A 3,965-nucleotide genomic window follows, 5' to 3' on the forward strand; every position below is an offset into this window, starting at 1 on the left:
TTACAATGTTAAGGGAAATTTTGATAAAGTAGATACGATTTGTTACAAAATAATGTTTTGAAAATTTGTTGATTGTTGTTTAAAAAACTATTTGTTATTTTTTAGAAGATATTTCAATCTGATGAATGAAAAGAAATAGTAATTAATAGATAGCAGTTGATTTTACTTAATACTGTTTGCCAAATGAACGCAAATTTAGATGTAGTGCCGATGCAGGAATGGATTAAAACTGACGGCAAACCCTTGATTATCGCAGGTCCATGTTCAGCCGAGACGGAAGAACAAGTGTTGGAGACTGCTAATAGAATTAAAGCAGAAGGATATGCCCATATCATGCGTGCAGGTGTGTGGAAACCACGCACACGTCCAGGAAGTTTTGAAGGAATGGGAGAACCAGCTTTAAAATGGCTTGTTGAAGCAAAAAAACAAACTGGATTACCATTAGCTATTGAAGTAGCTACTCCAGAACATATCGAACTTGCTTTGAAGTATGGTGTTGATGTATTATGGATTGGTGCTAGAACAACAGTAAACCCTTTTAACGTACAAGATTTAGCTGACGCTCTACAAGGTGTTGATATTCCTGTATTAGTTAAAAACCCTGTTAATCCAGACTTAGCACTTTGGGTAGGTGCTTTTGAACGTCTACAAGGTGCTGGTATTAAAAAATTAGGTGCTATCCACCGTGGTTTTTCTAATGCACAAGAAGTAAAATACCGTAACTCACCAATGTGGCAAATGGCTGTTGAGATGAAACGTTTGTTCCCTCAATTACCAATCATCGGTGACCCATCACACATGGCTGGAAAACGCTCTTTGTTGATGGAATTATCTCAAAGAATTCTTGATTTGAATTACGACGGGATGATTATTGAAACTCACCGTGACCCTGATGCAGCTTGGTCTGATGCTTCACAACAATTAACACCTGAAGCGTTAGGAACAATGTTACGCGAATTAGAAGTACGTCAAGCAAACTATGGTGCTGAGTTTACAGACGAATTAGCGGCATTGCGTGCTAAAATTGACAACATCGACCGTGAATTAATGGAAGTGTTGGCTGCTCGTATGGCTGTTGTTGAAAAATTAGGCGAATACAAACGTGATAACAACGTAGCAGTATTACAATTAGACCGTTGGAAACAACTACATACTGACCGTGCTAAACAAGCAACGGGATTAGGGTTGTATCCAGAATTTGTTGAAGAATTATTCAAATTGGTTCACTTAGAATCAATTCGTAAACAAACAGAAGTAATGAGCTCTACAGTAGCTTAATTGTTCTGAATAGATTTAGCAAAGGGGTTGTTTCAAATTTGAAACAACCCCTTTGCTTTTATCGGGTTAATCTGTAAATCAGGATGGCTGTTCTTTGAACCAATTTCGGAAATTCCTTCATGTTCATTGTCTCGCCCGGTGCATGAGCTCCTTTGCCTGATGCCCCAAGGCCATCTAAGCAAGCCATGTATTTGGCAATGTATGAAATATCTCCCGCACCTCTCGAACCGGGGTCTCCAGCCTTTACTTCTCCTAGACCTAAATCCAAACTTACTTTATTAATAACAGCAAGCAAGTTTTCGTTTGCTGGAGTAGGCTCCATCGCAGGAATGCCGTCTGAGAAAGTAATTTCTGCTTTGGTTTTATTCAAACTGTGCGAAACTATTTCTTTCATTTTAACCCTTGCATTTTCTTTCTGACTTTCTGTTAAGAACCGCAAATCTCCCGAAACCATTACTCTAGGCGAAATAATATTATCCTTACCAATGGTTTCTTTATTATCATTGATTTCGGAACCCCCCATAATTAAACCGGGATTGAAGGTTAGGTATTTTTCAGTACTTAATTTCTCCCTGAATTCATTTAATATTCTAGCGGCTTCATAAATGGCTCCATATCCAGACTGCTGGCTAAATATGGTAGATGAATGTCCCATTACTCCTTTTACATTTAATTTCCATCCACTAGACCCTCTACGGGCAGTAGCAACGGTGTTTAAATTGACGGCAGTTTCAAAAGCTAAGGCTATATCGTTGGTTTGGGCTCTTTCTATAAAGTCTTTTCTGCTAATGCTAGTCGGGCGTCCTGCACTTTCTTCATCGCCTGTAAAGTAAGCGGTTAAAGTAGTATTCTCTAGCAATCCATGTTGATGAAGGGCTTTCAAGGCTGCCAACAAAACAATGTCCCCGCCTTTCATATCATTTACTCCTTGCCCCGTCACAGTAGAGTCGTTTAGATAAGTATAGGGTGTAAAAGTCATTGCTTTTTCAAAAACAGTATCTAAATGACCTATCAAAAATAATTTTTTACCAGTTTTCCCTTTTCGTTCGGCTACTAAATGCCCCGCTCTATTCAATGAATCAGGCAATGAAATCCATTCTGTTTTAAAACCCAAGTCGTCAAACTCTTTTCTCAGGATATTCCCCACCTCTCTAACGCCTTCTTTGTTAAGGGTTCCGCTATTAATATTGACAATCTTTTTAAGCAATGCCTCAGTTTGGGGCATTTGTTCCTCAATATATTCCGCAATTTTTTTCTCGGTTTTATTTAGTTGCTGACCATTTGAAAAATGGCCAAACAGCGCTAATAAGCCAATGGTTAATACAATTTTTTTCATATTCTATGTTTTATTTACCCTAAAGTATAGAATATTTGATAAAATAGGAAGCGATAAAATGTAGTTGGAATGATTTTATACCCATTTTTTTTATATGTATTAGCCTAATTAGCTTTAATTTTGTTTCGGATTATAAAATTTTCCACTCTACAAATTGTCATTGGATTAATTTAAGTCGCACTTCAAGACGCTTAAGTTGAACTTATCAAATCTCATGTTGACTTATTTTAAGATTAAGTTTTTTATAAACAAATTTTGAGTACTTACAAGCCATTTTATGGCTTTAGTAAAGACAAATCATGACAATTATGTAATTTTTTTATAGTATTTTCGTTTCAAATTTTAATAAGCAATTAGCATAAAAACTAAAAGTATGAAAAAAATAATTTTGTTTGCCTCATCAATTGTAATCATGTCTTCGTGCGTGAGTAAGAAAAAATTCGCAGCTGCTCAAGCGGAATACGCTAATTACAAAGCGAGCACAGAGAGTACTCTTGCTAAAGCAAAAGCTGACTTAAATGACTGTGATAAGACAAGAGCAAGTTTAGAAACTGACTTAAAATCAAAAGACAGTGAATTACAAGCTAAAATTAAGCAGTTAAAAGGGTTTGAAGACCAAATTGACTACTTGAAAAAAACTAATACTAATTTATTAGACAGAATGTCTGACCTATCAGTAGTTAGTAAAGCAGGTGCTGAGAGCATTAAAAAATCTTTGGAAACTTTGAACGATCAAAGCAAATATATCAAAGATTTGAACTCTTCAGTACAACGCAAAGATTCTTTGAATTTGGCTTTAGTAATGACATTGAAACGTTCATTAGCTGATGTAAATGACGATGATGTAACGGTTGAAGTGAAAAAAGGAGTTGTTTATATCTCAATTTCTGATAAAATGCTATTCCAATCGGGTAGTGCTGTAATTAACCAAAAAGCTGAAACAGTGTTAGAAAAAGTGGCTAAAGTTGTGAATGATCACAAAGAATTAGACATTTTAGTAGAAGGTCATACTGACAGTGTACCTATCGCTACTGACTGTTTGAAAGATAACTGGGATTTAAGTACAAAACGTGCTACTTCTGTTGTTCGTTTATTACAAACTAAATTTAGCGTATCTCCTGAGCGCATGACTGCTGGTGGTCGTTCTGAATTTGCTCCAAAAGATTCAAATGATAGCAGTGCAGGTCGTAAGTTGAACCGTAGAACTGAAATCATCGTAACGCCGAAATTAGATCAATTCTTCCAATTGTTGGCGAACGGTCAAACTAAATAAGTTGAAAATGTGAAAGAGGTAAAATATTAACCTCATTCCATTGAAATATTTCAAATAAAAAAACAGGCTGTCTTCATA

General features: G+C 36.0%; 3 protein-coding genes. 2 read left to right on the forward strand and 1 reads right to left on the reverse strand.

Annotated features, from left to right (window positions below):
- Positions 1–183 precede the first annotated feature (183 nt).
- Positions 184–1,278 carry a chorismate mutase gene (locus AC07XN_RS23650; protein ID WP_309920431.1) on the forward strand — a complete coding sequence of 365 codons (1,095 nt, stop codon included), beginning with the start codon at positions 184–186 and terminating at the stop codon, positions 1,276–1,278.
- Positions 1,279–1,336: 58 nt separating this feature from the next.
- On the opposite strand, the gene AC07XN_RS23655 is transcribed toward AC07XN_RS23650, so the two are convergent.
- Entirely contained in the window at positions 1,337–2,614 is a 1,278-nt protein-coding gene (locus AC07XN_RS23655) for a M20/M25/M40 family metallo-hydrolase (RefSeq protein ID WP_494744838.1), read from the reverse strand.
- Positions 2,615–2,987: 373 nt separating this feature from the next.
- Between AC07XN_RS23655 and AC07XN_RS23660 the strand changes: the two genes are divergently transcribed.
- Positions 2,988–3,887 (forward strand): OmpA/MotB family protein, encoded by a 900-nt coding sequence (locus AC07XN_RS23660; protein ID WP_309920427.1) that lies wholly within the window; start codon positions 2,988–2,990, stop codon positions 3,885–3,887.
- Positions 3,888–3,965: the final 78 nt, after the last annotated feature.

This window comes from Arcicella sp. GW458-12-2-14-TSB2 (assembly GCF_059423785.1).